The organism is Micromonospora chokoriensis (assembly GCF_000718555.1).
In the GTDB taxonomy this organism is placed as follows: Bacteria; Actinomycetota; Actinomycetes; order Mycobacteriales; family Micromonosporaceae; genus Micromonospora; species Micromonospora chokoriensis_B.
Genome location: NZ_JOAN01000002.1, coordinates 92,342 through 108,296, shown reverse-complemented (window position 1 = coordinate 108,296; position 15,955 = coordinate 92,342). Strand labels below are relative to the sequence as shown.

The 15,955-nt window shown below is 70.5% G+C and carries 9 protein-coding genes; 8 read left to right on the top strand and 1 reads right to left on the bottom strand.

Features of this window, described 5'->3' with window-relative positions; translation table 11 throughout:
- Positions 1-25 precede the first annotated feature (25 nt).
- Positions 26-745 (bottom strand): GntR family transcriptional regulator, encoded by a 720-nt coding sequence (locus IF46_RS0103935; protein ID WP_051723618.1) that lies wholly within the window; start codon positions 743-745, stop codon positions 26-28.
- A 194-nt stretch (positions 746-939) separates the two neighbouring features.
- On the opposite strand from IF46_RS0103935, the gene IF46_RS0103930 reads away from it, so the two are divergent.
- From IF46_RS0103930 to IF46_RS0103895, 8 genes are all read left to right on the top strand, one after another.
- Positions 940-2,028 (top strand): mandelate racemase/muconate lactonizing enzyme family protein, encoded by a 1,089-nt coding sequence (locus tag IF46_RS0103930; RefSeq protein ID WP_030486879.1) that lies wholly within the window; start codon positions 940-942, stop codon positions 2,026-2,028.
- A gap of 14 nt (positions 2,029-2,042) precedes the next feature.
- A complete protein-coding gene (locus tag IF46_RS0103925) occupies positions 2,043-3,020 on the top strand; it encodes an aldo/keto reductase (RefSeq protein ID WP_030486878.1) in 978 nt (325 codons plus the stop codon).
- Positions 3,017-3,859 carry an amidohydrolase family protein gene (locus tag IF46_RS0103920; RefSeq protein WP_030486877.1) on the top strand — a complete coding sequence of 281 codons (843 nt, stop codon included), beginning with the start codon at positions 3,017-3,019 and terminating at the stop codon, positions 3,857-3,859. The genes IF46_RS0103925 and IF46_RS0103920 overlap by 4 nt, the downstream gene beginning before the upstream one ends.
- Positions 3,856-4,695 carry a fumarylacetoacetate hydrolase family protein gene (locus IF46_RS0103915; RefSeq protein ID WP_030486876.1) on the top strand — a complete coding sequence of 280 codons (840 nt, stop codon included), beginning with the start codon at positions 3,856-3,858 and terminating at the stop codon, positions 4,693-4,695. The genes IF46_RS0103920 and IF46_RS0103915 overlap by 4 nt, the downstream gene beginning before the upstream one ends.
- On the top strand, positions 4,695-5,999 hold the full coding sequence (locus tag IF46_RS0103910) for an enolase C-terminal domain-like protein (RefSeq protein ID WP_030486875.1): 1,305 nt from the start codon (positions 4,695-4,697) through the stop codon (positions 5,997-5,999). Before IF46_RS0103915 ends, IF46_RS0103910 begins: the two co-directional genes overlap by 1 nt.
- Positions 6,000-6,068: 69 nt before the next feature.
- Complete coding sequence (locus IF46_RS0103905; protein ID WP_030486874.1) at positions 6,069-6,824, top strand: SDR family NAD(P)-dependent oxidoreductase; 756 nt, start codon at positions 6,069-6,071, stop codon at positions 6,822-6,824.
- Positions 6,825-6,915: 91 nt separating this feature from the next.
- Complete coding sequence (locus tag IF46_RS32165; protein ID WP_051723617.1) at positions 6,916-9,342, top strand: PQQ-dependent sugar dehydrogenase; 2,427 nt, start codon at positions 6,916-6,918, stop codon at positions 9,340-9,342.
- Between the two features lie 262 nt (positions 9,343-9,604).
- Positions 9,605-15,757, top strand: a complete 6,153-nt coding sequence (locus IF46_RS0103895; protein ID WP_030486872.1) for a hypothetical protein — start codon at positions 9,605-9,607, stop codon at positions 15,755-15,757.
- Positions 15,758-15,955: the final 198 nt, after the last annotated feature.

The window sequence follows — 15,955 nt, the reverse complement described above, 5'->3', positions numbered from 1 at the left end:
GCTCCTCGAATGTGTCGGGGGTGGGTCACGCCGAGTCGCGCGGTGTTCCGGGAGTGGGGAGCTGGTCGAAGGCGGGCAGGTGGCGCTCCCGGGCGGCGCTGAGGTGGGCGCGCATCGCCTCGGTGGCGGCTGTCGCGTCGCCGGCGACGATGGCGGCGGCGATGCGCTGGTGCTCGCTGTTGGTGGCCGGCGCGCCGGCGATCGGGAAGTAGAGCCGGTGCAGGTGCAGATGCGAGTGCAGCCGGGTGATGGTGTCGCGCAGCAGGGGGCTGCCGGCGACCTCGGCGATCAGGTCGTGGAACTTCGCGTCCAGCGCGGTGAAGGCGGCGTGTCGGCGATATCCGTCGCCGGACTCGACGTCGATGCGCGCCGCCGCCTCGACGCTGATCCGCTGGCGCGCCTCGGCGGAGGCGTATGTGGCGGCCCGCCCGGCGGTGGCACCCTCCAGCAGTTGACGGACCTCGAACAGGTCGTCGAACTCGGCACGGCTCAGCAGGGGCGTGGTGGTGTAGCCGGAGAGCGGGCGTTTGCGGACCAGGCCGTCGGCTTCCAACCGGGCGAGGGCCTCGCGCACCGGAGTGGGGGAGACATCCAGCTCCCGGGCGAGCGCGTCGATGTTGACCCGCTCGCCGGGAGGAAGGATGTGGTCCATGACCAGCGTCTTTATCGACTCGTAGACGTCGTCGGCGAGGGTGAGTCGACGGGCGGGACGGAGTCGACCCTCGCGACCTGCCTGCTGGGCCATCTCGTCTCCTCAGCACCCCTTGACTGCGCCCGTGTGAGCGAGTACACACTAGCAAAGCAACATCCTATAGGAAATAGGTTCCATCGTTTCCGTCTCGCCACCACCACCTCCGAGGAGACGAACATGCCGCGCAGAAACCTGTCCCGGATCGGCTCGGGCCGCACCGCCCGCACCGACCTGCTCGGGTGCAGCTGATGGCGACGATCACGAAGGCCGAGGCCTACCTCGTCGACATTGCCGTCGAGACCGTCCGCACCGACGCGGTCCAGGCCTTCCTCAAGCAGGAGACGATCTTCGTCGAGGTGCAGACCGCCGACGGCGGGCACGGCACGGGCTACTCGTACACGATCGGGACCGGCGGCACGGCGGTCCTCGCGCTGCTGCGCGACTACCTGCTGCCCCACCTCGTCGGCCGCGACGCCGCCCGGGTGGAAGCGATCTGGCGTGACCTGCACGCCGCCACCCGCGCCACCGCGGTCGGCGCCATCACCTCGTTGGCGCTCGCCGCGATCGACACCGCGCTGTGGGACCTGCGCGCCCGCGCCGCCGGCCTGCCGCTGTGGGTGCTCGCCGGGGGCGCCAAGGAACGGATCCCGCTGTACGACACCGAAGGTGGCTGGCTGCACCTCACCGAGGACGAGTTGGTCGCCGGCGCGAAGGCGTCCCAGGCGGCCGGCTGGCCCGGCGTCAAGCTGAAGGTCGGCAAGCCGAACCCGGCCGAGGACGCCGCCCGCATCGGCGCGGTCCGGGCGGCCCTCGGCGACGACTTCGACGTGATGGTCGACGCCAACCAGTCGCTGACCGCCGCCGAGGCGATCCGCCGGGCCCGGCTGCTCGAACCGCACCAGCTCGCCTGGTTCGAGGAGCCGCTGCCGGCCGACGACGTCGCCGGGCACGAGCTGTTGGCCCGCGCGACCACCATTCCGGTCGCGGTGGGGGAGTCGATGTACTCGATCGGCCAGTTCGCCGAGTACCTGCGCCGCCAGGCGGCCGGCGTCGTCCAGGTCGACGTCGCGCGCATCGGTGGCATCACCCCGTGGCTCAAGGTGGCGCACCTGGCTGAGGCCTGCAACGTGGTGGTCTGCCCGCACTTCCTCATGGAGCTGCACGTGAGCCTCTGCGCGGCCGTGCCGAACAGCCGCTACGTCGAGCACATCCCGCAGCTTCGCGCGATCACCCGGACCGAGATCGCGATCGTCGACGGGCACGCGCTCGCCCCCGACGTGCCGGGCCTCGGCATCGACTGGGACCGCGACGCCATCGAGGACCGGAGGGTGGCGTGAGGTCGGGTGGTCGCGTGAAGGCCACCGACCCGGTGACCCTGGGGCGTACCGACGTGGTGGTGACCCGGCTCGGGCTCGGGCTCGCCCCGATCGGCGGGCTCTTCGACCCCGTCGGTGACGAGGTCGCCCACGCCACCGTCGAGGCGGCCTGGGACCTCGGGCTGCGCTACTTCGACACCGCCCCGCTCTACGGCTGCGGCCTCTCCGAGCGGCGCGCCGGGGAGGTCCTCGCCGGCAAGCCGCGCAGCGAGTTCACCCTCTCCACGAAGGTGGGTCGGCTGCTCGTCCCCGGCGGCGGTGACGCGCAGGAGTTCTGGGCCGAGCCGACCGACCTCACCCCGCAGTTCGACTTCAGCGCCGCCGGGGTGCGCCGTTCCCACGCGGAGAGCCTGGCCCGGCTGGGGTTGGACCGGATCGACATCGCGCACCTCCACGACCCGGACGACCACCTCGCCGAGGCGGTCGCCGGGGCGTACCCGGCGTTGGCGCAGCTGCGGGAGGCCGGCGAGATCGGCGCGGTCAGCGCCGGCATGAACCAGGCCCCGGCGCTGGTCGAGCTGGCCCACGCCGGTGACTTCGACTGCTTCATGCTCGCCGGCCGATACACGCTGCTCGACCAGTCCGGCCTCGACGAGCTGCTGCCGCTGTGTCAGGCGAAGGGGATCGCGATCCTCGCCGCCGGGGTCTACAACTCGGGCCTGCTGGCCGACCCGAAGCCGGGCGCCCACTACGACTACGCACCGGCCGACCGGAAGCTGCTCGACCGGGCCACCGCGATCCGGTCGGTGTGCGAGCGGCACGGCGTGCCGCTGCGAGCCGCGGCGATCCAGTTTCCGCTCGGGCACCCGGCGGTCGCCAGCGTGGTGGTCGGCGCCCGCGACCCGCAGCAGATCGCCGACAACGTGGCGATGTTCGAGTGGGACGTGCCCGCCGCGCTGTGGGCGGACCTCAAGGCCGAGGGCCTGCTACCGAGGGAGGTACCGACACCGTGATCATCGACGCGCACCACCACCTGTGGACCGCCGACTACCCCTGGCTCGCCGAGCCGGGCCTGGAGTCGATCCGGCGCGACTACACGATCGCCGATCTCGTACCCCAACTGGACGAGGCCGGGGTGACGGCGACCGTGCTGGTCGAGGCGGGCCGCTGCGACGCCGCGGAGACCGCCGAGTTCCTGGCCCACGCCGCCAGCACGCCCCGGATCGCCGGGGTGGTCGGCTGGGCGTCGCTCACCGACCCGGCCATCTCCGCCACCCTCGCCGGCTACCGCGACCTGCCCGGCGCGGCGAAGCTGGTCGGGCTCCGTGACCAGGTGCAGGGGGTCGTCGACCCCGGGCACCTGGCCCGCGCCGACGTGCGCGCCGCCCTCGCGGCGATCGGGGCCGCCGGCCTCACCTTCGACCTGGTCGTCCACCTGGGACAGTTGACCAGCTGCGCCGACGCGGCGCGGGCCACGCCGGGCACCACCTTCGTCCTCGACCACCTCGGCAAGCCGAGGATCGCCGCCGCCGGCCTCGCCGAGTGGCGCGCGGCGGTACGCGACCTGGCGGGCTGCGACAACGTCGTCGCGAAGCTCTCCGGCCTGCTCACCGAGGCCGGCCCGGGGTGGCAGGTGGCCGACATCCGGCCGTACGTCGACACCGCGCTGGAGTTGTTCGGCCCGCAACGGCTGATGGCCGGCTCGGACTGGCCCGTCTGCGACCTCGTCGCCTCGTACGCGCAGGCGTGGGCGGCGATCGAGGCATGCCTGGGTGAGCTGTCGTCCACCGAGCGAGCGGACGTGCTGGCCGGCACCGCAATTCGTACCTATGCACTGGAGGTTGGTTCGTGAGATTCATGCGCGTCGGGCCCGTGGGGCAGGAGCGTCCCGTGCTGTACGTCGACGGGCGGCACTTCGACCTGTCGTCGCTCACCGCCGACATCGACGGGGACTTCCTCGCCGGCGATGGTGTCCAGCGGGTCCGCGAGGCCACCGACCTGCCCGAGATCGACGTCACCGGCCAGCGGGTCGGCGCGCCGATCGCCCGGCCCGGGGTGGTGCTCTGCGTGGGGCAGAACTACGCCGCACACGCCGCCGAGTCGGGGGCCGAGCCGCCGACCGACCCGATCATCTTCTACAAGGCGCCCAACACCGTCGTCGGCCCGTACGACGAGGTCCTGATCCCGCGCGGCTCGACGAAGACCGACTGGGAGGTGGAGTTGGCGGTGGTGATCGGCCGACAGGCCCGCTACCTCGCCTCGCCGGCCGACGCCCTCGGGCACATCGCCGGGTACGTGCTCTCCAACGACGTCTCCGAGCGGGACTTCCAGCTCGCCGTCTCCGGCGGCCAGTGGTCCAAGGGCAAGTCCTGCGAGACGTTCCAACCGCTCGGGCCGTGGCTGACCACCGCCGACGAGATCGGCGACCCGCAGGCGCTGCGGCTGCGCTCCTGGGTCAACGGCGATCCCCGACAGGACTCCAGCACCAAGGACATGATCTTCGACGTGGCGTACCTGGTGTGGCACCTGTCCCAGTACACCGTCCTGGACCCGGGCGACGTCATCAACACCGGCACCCCGCAGGGGGTGGCGCTCTCCGGCCGGTTCCCGTACCTGGCCGACGGCGACGTGATGGAGGTCGAGATCGACGGCCTCGGCCGGCAGCGCAGCACGCTCCGGGACGCCTGATGGCGGTGATCACCTCGGTCGAGACGTACGACGTCCGGTTCCCGACCTCGCGGGACCTCGACGGTTCCGACGCGATGAACCCGGACCCCGACTACTCGGCCGCGTACCTGGTGTTGAAGACCGACGACGGGCCGGACGGGCACGGCTTCACCTTCACCATCGGGCGGGGAAACGACGTCTGCCAGGCGGCGATCGACGCGCTTGTGCCGTACCTGGTCGGCCTCGACCCGGACACCGTGGACCTCGGCGCGTTCGCCCGTTCGCTCACCCACGACTCGCAGCTGCGCTGGCTCGGCCCGGAGAAGGGCGTGATGCACCTGGCCACCGCAGCAGTGATCAACGCGATGTGGGACCTGGTCGCCAAGCGGGCGGGTAAGCCGGTCTGGCGCTACCTGGCCGACCTGAGCCCCGAGCAGATCGTCGACCTGGTCGACTGGCGCTACCTCAGTGACGCCCTCACCCCCGACGAGGCGCTGGAGATGCTGCGCGCCGCCGAGCCGGGGCGGGCCGACCGGATCGCCCGGCTGACCGAGTGGGGCTACCCCGGCTACACCACGTCACCCGGCTGGCTCGGCTACCCCGACGACAAGGTGATCCAGCTGTCCAAGCAGGCCGTGGCCGACGGGTTCACCCAGATCAAGCTGAAGGTGGGGGCAGACGCCGCCGACGACGTGCGCCGCCTGAAGGTCGCCCGCGAGGCGGTCGGCCCGCACATCCGGATCGCTGTCGACGCCAACCAGCGCTGGGACGTCGCCGAGGCGGTCGAGCGGATGCGCGAGTTGGCGCCGTACGACCCGTGGTGGATCGAGGAGCCGACCAGCCCGGACGATGTGCTCGCGCACGCGGCGATCCGCGCTGCCCTGGCCACCAGCGCGCCCGACGGCGGGCCGATCCGGGTCGCCACCGGCGAGCATGTGGCGAACCGGGTGGTGTTCAAGCAGCTGCTGCAGGCCGGCGCTGTGGACGTCGTGCAGATCGACGCGTGTCGGGTGGGCGGCGTCAACGAGAACGTCGCCATCCTGCTGCTGGCCATGAAGTACGGGGTGCCGGTCTGCCCACACGCCGGGGGAGTCGGCCTCTGTGAGCTGGTGCAGCACCTGTCCATGTTCGACTTCGTGGCGGTGTCCGGCTCGATGCGCAACCGGGTCATCGAGTACGTGGACCACCTGCACGAGCACTTCGTCGATCCGGTGGTGATCCGGGACGGGCACTACGTGACGCCCACCGCCCCCGGGTTCTCCGCCGAGATGCGGCCGGAGAGCCTCGCCACGTACGCGTACCCCGACGGACCGGCATGGGCCTGACGAACGACACGCACGAACGCACGGCCGTGTCGACGGCGGTGCGCCACTCACGACAAAGGGGAGAGCAGCATGCGGTGTGACGGTCTCGTGGCGGTGGTGACCGGAGGTGGGTCGGGGATCGGGCTCGCCTGCGTGCGGGCGTTCCTCGCCGCCGGCGCCCGGGTGGGTGTGCTGGACCTGGACCTGTCCGGCCTGCCGGATGACCCCGGCGTGCACGGCGTCCGGGCGGACGTGGCCGACCGGGCCTCCCTCAGCGCGGCCGTCGACTCGGTCGCCGCGGCGTTCGGCGGCATCGACATCCTGGTGAACAACGCCGCCATCTCGGCCGTCGGGACCGTGGAGGAGAACGACGACGAGCAGTGGAGCCGGGTGCTCGACGTCAACGTCTCCGGCGTGGCTCGCACCAGCGCGGTCGCCCTGCCGTATCTGCGCCGGTCGTCGTCGGCGGCGATCGTCAACATCTCCTCGATCGCGGCGACCGTCGGCCTGCCCCGACGTGCCCTCTACTCGGCGACCAAGGGCGCCGTGCACGCCCTCACCCTCGCGATGGCCGCCGACCTGGTGCCGGAGGGTGTTCGGGTCAACTGTGTCGCCCCCGGCACCGTGGACACGCCCTGGGTGGCCCGCCTGCTCGCGAGCGCTGCCGACCCGACGGCGGAGAAGCGGCAGCTCGCTTCCCGCCAGCCGACCGGGCGTCTGGTGACCGCCGACGAGGTGGCCGCCGCCGTCGTCTATCTCGCGTCGCCCGCGACCGGGTCGGTGACCGGTTCGTCGCTGCCGGTGGACGGTGGCATGTCCGGCCTGCGATTGCCTGCCCCGCGCTGATCCACTGCGACACCTCCATTGACACCACGGCTGAAGTGCGGTGGTATCCAGATATTGAAGTTAGTAAACTTTACTATCTGTTGGAGGTGGCATGTTCGCGCACCGTACAGGCAGAAGATTCCTCGCGACAGTCGCGGCGGGGCTGCTCGTCGCGACTGTCACCTTTATCGGGCCAGCGGCCGCCGCGCCGGTGCGCTACGAGGCCGAGAACGCGACGATCGGGCAGGGCGTGGTGGAGTCCAACCACGCCAACTTCTCCGGCACCGGCTTCGTCAACGGTGACAACGTGGTGGGTTCCTACGTCGAGTGGACCGTGAACTCCACGACCGCCGGCACTGCCACGTTCAGCATCCGCTTCGCGAACGGGCTGAGCGCCGATCGTCCTGCGGATGTCGCGGTGAACGGTTCCGTCGTCGCTCCGGCGCTCGTCTTTCAGAGCACCGGAGCATGGGCCACCTGGGCCACCAAGAACGTGACCGCGACGGTACGGGCCGGCAGCAACACGATCCGGGTGACAAGCACCACCAGCGGGGGCGGCCCCAACCTGGACTACGTCGACGTCGAGTCACCGCAGGCCTTCACCGACTACCAGGCGGAGAGCGCGGTCATCTCGCAGGGCGTGGTCGAGTCGAACTGGGCCGGTTACACCGGCACGGGCTTCGTGAACGGTGACAACGTGGTGGGCTCCTACGTGCAGTTCACCGTGCAGGCCAGCACCGCCGGCCTGCACACCGTGACCTTCCGGCACTCCCACGGGTCGGGTGTCAACCGCCCGATGGACATCTCCGTCAACGGCGCGGTCGCGGCACCAGGGCTCGCCTTCCCACCGACCTCCACCTGGGACACCTGGGCCGACGTGAGCGTCACGCTCAGCCTCACCGCCGGGGCCAACACCATCCGGGCGACGGCGACGGCGACGACCGCGAACGGCGGGCCGAACCTCGACCGACTGCGCGTGACCCCGCCGAGCGACGTCCAGCCGCCCACCCCGCCGAGCAACCTGCGCGTGGTCGGCGCGGTCCGCCCGTACGGCGCGGATCTGGCCTGGAACGCGTCGACGGATAACGTCGGCGTCGCGCAGTACAAGGTCTACAACGGTGGCAACGTGATCAAGACCGCCGGCGGCAACATCACGGCGGTCACCGTCGACCTGCAGCCCAACACCAGCTACGTGCTGAGCGTTCTCGCCTACGACGCCAGCGGCAACCCGTCCCAGGGCAGCAACAACCTCACCGTCACCACCCCGCCCAGCAGCGACACCCAGGCTCCGAGCACACCGGCCAACCTGCGCACCACGAACGTCGGCGGCACGAGCGTGAGCCTGGCCTGGAACGCCAGCACCGACAACATCGGCGTGACCGGTTACAACGTGTACCGCGACGGCGTCAAGTTCGCCACGGTGCCGGACCTGACCGCCACCGCCGACGCCCTGACCCCCAACACGACCTACCTCTTCAGCGTCGAAGCCTTCGACGCCAACAACAACACCTCGGCACGGAGCGCGAGCCTGTCGGTGCGCACCGCCACCGCGGCGACCGGTGGCGATCCGATCTTCGACCGGAACGTCAACACCCAGCTCGACCTCCCCTGGGGGATCACGTTCCTGCCGGACAGCACGGCCCTGGTGGCCGAGCGGGACCGCTTCGAGATCGTGCAGGTGACGCTGAGCGGGCAGAAGACCGTGGTCGGACGGATCACCGAGGCCGTCACCACAAACGGTGAGGGCGGCCTGATGGGATTGGCCGTCTCGCCGAACTTCGCGACCGACCGCTACGTGTACGCCATGCACACCGCGGCGTCCGACAACCGCGTGGTGCGGTTCACCTTCCAGAACGGCACGATCGGCGCCCGTGAACCGATCGTCACGGGAATCGCCAAGAACACGTTCCACAACGGCGGCCGGATCAAGTTCGGGCCCGACGGCTACCTCTACATCGCCACCGGCGATGGGCAGGACGCGAATCGGGCGCAGAACCTCAGCTCCCTCAACGGCAAGATCCTCCGGGTCACGGCAACTGGCGCCGCCGCACCCGGCAACCCCTTCGGCACGCGCGTCTACAGCTATGGCCACCGCAACCCGCAGGGCCTGGCGTGGGACTCGCAGGGCCGGCTCTGGTCGTCGGAGTTCGGCAACAACGTCTGGGACGAGCTGAACCTCATTCAGTCAGGCCAGAACTACGGCTGGCCCACCTGCGAGGGCTCCTGCAGCGTCTCCGGCATGACCAACCCGGTCCGCCAGTGGGACACCGCGTCGGCGTCCCCCAGCGGCCTGGAGATCGTGAACGACTGGGTCTACATGGCGGCGGTGCGCGGCGGTCGGCTCTGGGTCATGAAGATCACGGGTAGCACCACCGACACGCCGCGTGCCTTCTTCAACGGCACCTGGGGACGGCTGCGAACCGTCGTGAAGACCCCCGACGGCGGGCTCTGGCTGACCTCCACGAACAACGACAAGAACGGCGGTACGCCGAGCGTGCTGGACAACACCATCGTCCGGCTCAGGTTCGCTACCTCGTAGGCCCGCTGACCCGTACGCCCTGGGTGTGGTCGGTCGTCTCGCGGCTCCTGAGCCGACCGACCACCGCGTTCTCGCTGGTCGGCAGCCCATTGGGCGAGCGTATTGAAAGCGTAAGAATTCTTCGGGTCGGCGTATCGAACTCGTCAGTCTCCTTTGCTTCGGATCATGGGCCGTGGTCCGGTTGATCACGCGTAGCGGCACCTACGCGTGGGTCGAGCAGGGGAGGAACCGGGCATGCGTGCGGCCATCAAGGGCGATCAGCGTGGTTAGCCCCGCGGCCTCGACGGCCGGTCCGCAGCACTGCTTCCCGGTCGCCGCGGATCTGCTGCGGATTGCCCGCCAGGGGGGATGGGAGCCGTCCCCGGCGGAGCTTGAGCAGGCGCAGACGAGCATCACCACGGGGTTGCAGCAGGCGTACGAACGGCTGCTGCGCCAGGAAGCGCTGACCTCGCTCGATCGGGCACCGGTTGTCGAACCTGAGCCGACCAGCCCGAAGTCCGTACCGACGCCCGCTCGCGAGCTGCCTGTCCCCGCCGTGCCGACGACGTACGCCCAGGTTCCTGGGTCGTGGGCCCGCGGCGACCGGCCACCGGCACCGGCCGTCACCACCGGCGTCGACGGACCGTCCGACGCTGCGCCGGCCGTGCTTGCGCCGCTGGCTCCGCTTCCGCTCGATGCGGAACCTTCTCCGGTCTCGCTGGACGTCGCCACCCCAACCCTGCCGGTCCTGACGCCGCCCGTCCTGACGCCGCCCGTCTCGACCCCGCCGGCTGAGACGCCGCCGGGTTCGACGCCGCCCGACGATTCGGCGGAGGATGAGCAGCGACGGCCGGTGTACCTGCTTCCCGAGCTCGACATCCGCCGTCCCACCACCCTTGGCCCGGTCACTCAGACAGCACCCGATCCGGACGCGGTGTGGACGGACGGCGCGCGGCTGCCGTCCTACTTCTTCGACCGCGACCTCGGCCTGGGTCACGGCGAGGTCGTGTTGCGGGGACATGCCGAGGTGCTGGACGGGCTCCAACATCTCGCGGCGGTGGACCGGGGTGGACGCGCTGCCGCAGCCCGCAGCGACCAGCAGGCCGAGCAGACCCGGCCGCGACTGGACCTGCCGGAGGCCACCTGGGGTGAGATCAAGACCGCGCTGACCGAGGAGCCACACTCGTTCCTCGGCGATGGCCGGCCCTTCACGGTCTCCCAGCCCGGTCGGGCGCCGTTCGAGGTCGTCATCCAGGCCCGACCGCGCGGAAACTGGGACCGCTTCCGCGACGCGGACGGTGCGGCGTACCGGGTGGAGAACCAGACCCTGCGCACCGCCGACCTCAAGGTGGACCGGTCGTTCGGCGACTCGCGCCGGGTCGCGGTGGCCGTGCCGTTGGGGCCTGGCCCCGGCCCGCACACCGGATTCGGCCAGGTCTCCGTCGACGTCGTCGGCAACGAGCACAGCTACGCGTACGCCCACGGGACGTCGGGGTTGGATCAGCGGGAGACCCGCATCTCGTTCCCGGCCTCCGTGGCGGGACGCGGCGTGTCGCACGTACACGTCGACGACCTCGACTTCTCGGTGCGCGTCTACCGACCCGGCAGGGAAGCCCGCGAGCTGGCGGGGGAGGGACACTTCACCGTCGGCGGCGGGCTCCAGGTGCGAGTTCCGGACCTGATCACCCTGCCGGCGACGGTGGACGTGCCGAAACAGCTCGACATCGCCGGCCGCGTCCCAGACACCTACCAGATCGAGCAGCTGGGCCCGGTCGCTCCGGTGTTCTCCGCAGCGCTGGACCAGTTCCCGGAGCTGCGGATCGGCTCGCCGGGGTACCAGGTGTTGCGGCACATGATCAGTGGGCGCGCGCTCACCGGAAGCCTGGCCGAGACGGTCGACGGCTGGGGCGTACTTCAGGAAATTCCGGGTTCCGAGGATGGCGCACCGGCCGGCGCGATCCGTGTCCGTACCCGGCTGGGCACCGCCGAGCTGCTGCTCACCACGGACGGGCAGGAGATGCGGGTCGGTCGGGCGGCCGGTGCCCGCTCGGAGACCACCATGGCCACGACGAGTGGCCTGCAGGTCTCGGGGTTGGCCGGTGGATCGGTCTCCGTACCGACCGGCCCGGTGCGCCTCCGGGTCCAGGCGGGTGTGACCGCTTCGGCGTCCTGGAGTTGGCGGGAAGCGGCGATGTCAGGGGGGACCGCCGCCCGCAAGCGGCTCGCGGTGTCCTGGGGGCGCAACGCCACGTACCGGGTCGCCGTCGAATACACGCTCCAGCGCACCGGCGGTCAGGAGGTGACGGTAGCTGGCCACGTCCTGATCCGACTGCCGGAGGAGGAGGCGATCCGGCTGGGGAACCCACCGGTCTCCGTCGTGCCACCGGCCGGGCCCACGCCGCCGCCGTACCTGGCCATCGATCAGCCCGCGACGCTCGGGCTGCACAGCGTCCGATCCCTGACCGGGATTCCGGACCTGCGGGAGCGCACGATCGACGCCCTGGCCGCGCGGCACCCGGATCTCGTCGCGCCGTGGAGCGAGCTGGACCCCTCACACCCGCGCTGGCGCGGTCATCCGCACCGGCACGCCGTGGCGCTGCGCAACACCATCCAACTCAGCCGCTTCCTCTCCGAGAACGCGGTCACCGCCGCGACGGACACGTTGATCAGCACTGGCCAGCGGCTCCGGCTGAACCTCTACAACGTGTTCACCAAGGAGTACGTCACCATCCGGCTCCGGGCCGAGCTGAGCAATCGCACGTACGTGGGCTCCGAAGACGGCGTCGGTATGCGGGTCTTCAGCAGCCTGGGTGACCGCATCGACTCGACCCGGCGCGAGGTGCGCACGGGCACCGTGGGGGTGACCGCGAACATCCGGGTGCAGGACCGCACCGGGGTGGTGGGCGGCACGGTCGCAGCGACGTGGCGTCGCGTCGAGCAGCGCACCAGGACGAGCGGCTTCGGCCAGGCTGTTTCTGGGGAAGACCTGGTGATCGCCCCGCTCGGCTCGCACTCCTTCGCCTACGACGTTCAGTACCACCTTGAGGAGGCGAGCTTTACCCGCCCTCGCAACGCCTGGCGGGTGGCCACGCTGGACCTGCTCGCCACCGAGAACTTCGTCCACCAGAGCGGTGACTGGCAACCGGTCCTCCCGGCTGCGGACCGTCCGGCTACGGGGACGTTGGTCGTCCGGGTGCCGGACGCGCTGACCAAGGCCCTGGACAAGCCGGTTGCACCCCCGACGCGGCCGGACGCGGGCACCGGAGAGGGCACGGACAGCCGCGACTGGCGGGGACGCGTACACGTGGTCGTCGGTGTGGCCGGCGCGGACCGGCTCAACGAGGCGGTCAACCAGCAGATCGCCGAGGCGCAGGAGGATTCCTGGCTCTACACCCAGCCCGGGGCGACGGCGCACGAGGTCGTCCAGGACAGCGTGACCTCGGACGCGCTCAACGCCAACTTCCTTCGGATGGCGACCGGCGGATGGACCCTGGGACCGCTGGTGGCGAAACGCCCGGTCAAGGACCGGGTCGGCGCCGTGCGGATCGAATCCAGTGTCAGCAACCTGCACGCCGTCAGTGGCCTGTTCAGCGATGAGATGGAGCTGGACATCGACCGCCAGGGCGAAATCCGATCCAGCCAGGTGATCGGTACGGCGACCGGCCACAGCGCCGTCATGTCCGCAAGCGTCGGCCCGAAGCCGACAATCGACGGTACGCCGGTGCCGGGTAGCTACGGCGCGGCGGTGACCCTCTACGAACGGCTGCGGGGTCAGGAGCAGACGTCCTGGCTGACCGGCGTGCATGAGATCGATCCGGTGTACAACGGGCGTTTCGTGCTGGTGACTGGCGACGTCACCTACACCGTGCAGGCGCAGGGCCGGCGCACCGGCCGACTGGTCCGCAAGAAGGGGGCGACGGTCCGGCGGCCGGAGACCACGGTGTCCGTTCCGGACGGCGTGTGGATGATCGTGCGCGAGGACGATGCCGTGGCCATGGGCCTCATCCCCGCCGGGCCGGGCCCCAAGCCGGACTATGGCAGCGTCACCGTGCCCCGGGAGTTCCTGTCGCATCCGCTCGGGTGGTCGCCGGAGAACGTCCCGGACGCGCGCGAGGCCGCGAGCCTGATGCGCCGGTGGTTCGCCGAGCAGCCCGAGGGGCGCTACGCCGGGCTGCTTCCGGCCGAGGAGTTGGAGGACCTGAACAACAACCTACGCCACCTCCAGTCGGCGACCTCCACGCTGGGAATGTCTGGCCTGCTGAGCCAGATGGTGGCTGACGGTGTGCCGATCCGCCTGCTGGAGGGCACCGGCCACCTACCGTGGACCAACAAGGCCCGGCTGTGGATTCGGGTGGAGTTGGGCGAGCCGGAGTTCCTCGAGGCACGGCACAGTCACGAGATCGACGAATATCCCAACAGTCACGTCGGTGCGCAGAAGACCCAAACGCTCAGTCGTACCCGGGGCGGGGGACTGACGGTCAACGAAGGCACCTCCTTCGACGATTCGTCGGCGAACCTGTCGGCGACGTTCACGGACGCGGGTGCCGCCACCACGACGAGCTCCCGGGTCGAGGCGAAACGGACAGTCGACTACCGCAACACGGCAACCAACGTCAACCGGCCGACCGCGAGTCTCGCCTTCCCCACCAAGGTCATCCTCTCGGTGGAGGAGGACGGCAAGGTCGTGCACTCGGTCTCCGCACCGGGTGGAACCGTGGTGGCCAGTGTGCCGTGGAGTCTCACCGTGCCGTCGCGGCGTGCCGACGGCGCGATCGGAGAGTCACTGCGGGAACTACGCCCGGACGCGCCAGAGCTGGACAAGCCGCTGACCCTGCCGCCCAACGCGACGATCGTCGACGTGGGTGGTGTGGCCGCGATCCGGCACGCCGGCACCAGGTCGGTGGCAGCCCTGGAAGGCGAACCGCACCGAGCAGGGCGAACGCCCCTGACCCGGACCGGCAACGTCGCCGCGGAGGTGCAGACCAACGCGCTCAGCGGGCCGATGCTGCGCTCGTTCTTCGCCCAGATCACCGGGCCTACCGGGCTGCCATTGCCGCAACTGACGGAGAACTTCGTGACCGGTGGCGCCACCGCCCGGACCACCGTGCGGGCGCAGATCGATGTCGGCGGCGCCGTGCTCGTGTCCGTCAGCAACGACCACCGGTACGACGTCGGCCAACGCGTCGGACGCACCGTTGCGCTGGGTGGCAGCCTGAACGACACGCACACCTCGGGGTTGGGTGTCGGGCCAGCCCTGACCGCCGGGGATCCCGGTGCGCCGGACTTCACCTCCGGTGCGCTCGGCACCGACCGGATGTGGGCGGAGAACCAGGTCGACGGGCAGACCACCACCATCGACCAGCCACAACGCACGCTGGTGAAGCCGCTGTATCGACGTACCTTCGTCTTCCGGTTTCCGGTGGACTGGGAGTTCACCACGACCGGCACGCGCGCGACGATGAGCGGCCTGGCTGCCGGGCTCGCCGGGAAGGGGCCGTTGCCGGAGAACATGACCGAACTTCGTGTGGAGAAGGGAGTCTGGATCCGGCTCACCGAGGACCAGGCCCGCGCGGCCGGCTTGATCACGGACGACACCTTCCCCGCTGCGGTGGCGAAGGAGTGGGATGCCGTGGCCGATGCCCGTGCCCCGTGGACCCGCAGTGATCAGACATTCCGCGCTCGGCGTGACGACGTGAGTGCCGCCGAGGCTTCCCTCTCGGCGGCGCGCAGATCCGTTGCCGAGGCGGAGGCCAAGCTCTCCGAGGACCCCCAGGACGTGCAGCGGATCGCGGCGCTCACCGCTGCCCAGAACGCCGAGGACGAAGCGGTACGGGTGGCCACCGCCGCCACCGTGGCCCTGAACGAGGCACGTAGCGCGGCGGAGGCGGCTGCCGCGAGGTACCGCGAGCTGCGCGCCTCGGCGACCGCCATGACCGCCAGGTACCGCACCCCTGCGGCCCGGCGCGTCGATGAGCCGTCGCGTCCACCCGGACCCGAGACTCCGCCGAGCGGACCGGTCGACCAGTTGTCCACAATCGTCGAAGTCGAGGAAGAGGCCGACGATACGGGAGAAGCGATCGATCGGGCGCTGGCCTCCAGCCGACGTGCGGAGTTCGACCCGGAGCACGACGTCGCTGACGCGGACGAATGGCTAGCGCGGTGGCGGTCAATCCCCGACGCACCCGGCACGGGTGTCTCGGTTGGTGGTCCGATCGACGGTCCGGCGGATGACATCGTGCTCAAGGCGCTGGGCATGACCTTGAGCGGCAACTCGGAGGACGCCGAGCGGCTCCTTCGGACGGTCCACGGCCTGGCCGACGAGAGAGCCAAGCTGGCGTGGATCGACCGACTTGCGTCGATTGAAGAAGAGGTCGGCACCGACCATGCCGATCAAATCAATGATCTACGCGCGGTGCTCGCCGACTGCCGCCTGTAGCCGCCTGGGTGCAGGTGACGAATCTTGCAGTGAATGGGGCCATGCCACACCCGGATGGCGAAGCCCCACTGTTGTGGGGGTGTTGAGGCGGTGCCTGCGTTTCAGAATTCGGATGAGCTGGCGGAGTTCTTCGAGTGGTTTTATGGTGAGGAGCTTCCGGGCTTGTGGCCGGAGAAGTTTGCTGCTCTGGGGCAGGCT